The sequence below is a fragment of the Candidatus Halocynthiibacter alkanivorans genome (assembly GCF_003333265.1).
Lineage (GTDB): Bacteria > Pseudomonadota > Alphaproteobacteria > Rhodobacterales > Rhodobacteraceae > Halocyntiibacter_A > Halocyntiibacter_A alkanivorans.
Window position 1 is genome coordinate 1 of sequence record NZ_QOLB01000008.1, and the last position, 2,370, is coordinate 2,370.

3 protein-coding genes are annotated in these 2,370 nt (G+C 50.1%); 2 read left to right on the forward strand and 1 reads right to left on the reverse strand.

The window, feature by feature from the left end; translation table 11 throughout:
- A partial coding sequence (locus tag DWA01_RS00090) for a rod shape-determining protein (protein WP_160115930.1) occupies positions 1-531 on the reverse strand: 531 nt, incomplete at its 3' end.
- Between the two features lie 143 nt (positions 532-674).
- On the opposite strand from DWA01_RS00090, the gene gatC reads away from it, so the two are divergent.
- Positions 675-962 carry an Asp-tRNA(Asn)/Glu-tRNA(Gln) amidotransferase subunit GatC gene (gene gatC / locus DWA01_RS00095; RefSeq protein ID WP_114283611.1) on the forward strand — a complete coding sequence of 96 codons (288 nt, stop codon included), beginning with the start codon at positions 675-677 and terminating at the stop codon, positions 960-962.
- Between the two features lie 5 nt (positions 963-967).
- On the forward strand, positions 968-2,370 hold a 1,403-nt coding region (gatA, locus tag DWA01_RS00100), incomplete at its 3' end, for an Asp-tRNA(Asn)/Glu-tRNA(Gln) amidotransferase subunit GatA (protein ID WP_114283612.1).

Consider the following 2,370-nt stretch of genomic DNA (forward strand, 5'->3'; position numbering starts at 1 on the left):
GTTCAGTGAAATAATCGCGACTTCAGTGGTGCCACCACCGATGTCCAGCACCATCGAGCCACTGGCTTCTTCCACCGGCATACCGGCACCAATGGCCGCTGCCATCGGTTCTTCAATCAAAAATACATCACGCGCACCGGCGCCGGCAGCAGATTCACGAATTGCCCGACGTTCAACTTGTGTTGAGCCGCAGGGTACGCAGACCAAAACGCGCGGACTTGGTTTTAAAAAGCGACCTTCATGCACTTTGCGAATAAAATGCTGCAACATTTTTTCGGTCACCTGGAAATCCGCGATCACGCCGTCTTTTAACGGACGAATAGCCTGGATATTACCCGGAGTACGACCCAGCATACGCTTGGCATCCACACCTACCGCAGCAACCGTTTTTTGGTTGCCCTGAATACGTACCGCCACTACAGAAGGCTCGTTTAAAGTAATGCCTTTTTCACGCTCATAAATCAGGGTATTGGCTGTTCCTAGATCAATGGAAAGATCGCTTGAGAACATGCCTCGTAATTTTTTAAACATTGGTGGGGTTCCGAATAAGCAAAAGCTTTTATTTTGTGGCCTAGACTATCAACGGCGGGCTTTTTGAGCAAGGCACAAATGTGTTAACTTATAGGCCTTTCAAACACTTATACTTGCACGCACTCAAAGGCAGAGAAAATACCATGGCGCTCGACCGCGAAGACGTTAAAAATATCGCTCAATTGGCTCGTTTGGAGCTAAGCGATGAGGACATTGGCCAATACCAAACCGACCTCAGTAATATCCTGGAATTAGTAGAGCAAATGAATGCGGTAAATACCGACGATGTTCAGCCCATGGCGCACCCCACAGACGCTGTTCAGCGCCTGCGAAGCGATGTGGTGACCGAAACCAACCAACGTGAAAAATACATGAGCAACGCCCCAGCTCAAGAAAACGGCCTGTTCCTTGTCCCTAAGGTGATTGATTAATAGCCATGCATAACTTAACCCTAACTCAAATATCCCAAGGTCTGGAAGCCGGTGATTTCACCAGCGTTGAAATTACCCAGCATTTTTTGGATCGTATAGAAGCTTTAGACAAAAAAGACGGCGGCTTTAACAGCTTCATTACCGTCACCCCGGAACTTGCCCTGAGCGATGCCAAGGCCGCCGATGAACGACGCGCCAATGGCAACGCCACTAAGTGGACCGGTGTACCCTTTGCCCACAAGGACATTTTTTGTACAGATGGCACTTTAACCACCTGTGGCTCCAAGATGCTGGGCAACTTTATCCCACCATATGATGCTACTGTGGTGGATAACTTTAAGAAACAAGGCGCCGTTTGTCTGGGTAAAACCAACATGGATGAATTCGCCATGGGCTCCTCCAACGAAACCTCTTATTTTGGTGGCGTTAAAAACCCATGGGATAAAAATCGCATTCCGGGCGGCTCTTCCGGTGGTTCCGCTGCAGCCGTTGCTGCACGCCTGGTACCTGCCGCCACCGCTACCGATACCGGCGGCTCCATTCGCCAGCCTGCCGCCCTGTGTGGTTTAACCGGACTTAAGCCTACTTATGGTCGCTGCTCACGCTTCGGCATGATCGCCTTTGCTTCTTCTTTAGATCAGGCCGGCCCCATGACCCGCACCGCAGAAGATGCCGCCATGATGCTGAATGTTATGTCCAGCTTCGATGAAAAAGACAGCACCAGCATCGACCAGGCAGTACCCGACTACACAGCTACCTTGAGTGATAACATCAAAGGCAAGATTATTGGCCTGCCTAAAGAGTACTTCCCTGAAAACCTCGACCCTGAAATGGCAGCCACTGTACGCACCGCCATTAGCGAATTTGAAAAACTGGGCTGCACTATCAAGGAAGTGAGCCTGCCTAATACTCACCTTTCCATTCCGGCTTATTACGTGGTGGCCCCGGCCGAATGTTCGGCCAACTTGTCACGTATGGACGGCGTGCGTTTTGGTCACAGATGTGAAGACCCTAAAGACCTTTCTGACCTTTACTGTCGCAGCCGTGGCGAAGGTTTTGGCGAAGAAGTGAAGCGTCGCATCATGATTGGTACCTATGCCTTATCTACCGGTTTTTATGACGCCTATTATGTGAAGGCTCAAAAAATCCGCCGCCTTATTAAAGATGATTTCATGACCGCCTTTGCAGAAGTGGATTTCATCATGGGGCCTACTTCACCAACACCCGCTTTTAAAGCCGGTGAAAAAACCGATGACCCGGTGGCCATGTATCTTGAAGATGCCTTTACCATTGCCACTAACCTGGCAGGTTTGCCTGGCATGTCGATTCCAGCGGGCAAGGTCAACGACTTACCTGTGGGCTTGCAAATTATTGGTAACTACTGGAGCGAGGCGGGCATGCTGAACAT

Bases quoted from the DNA above. Each gene is read 5' to 3' on its own strand.
- gatC (WP_114283611.1), top strand. From the start codon at position 675: ATGGCGCTCGACCGCGAAGACGTTAAAAATATCGCTCAATTGGCTCGT.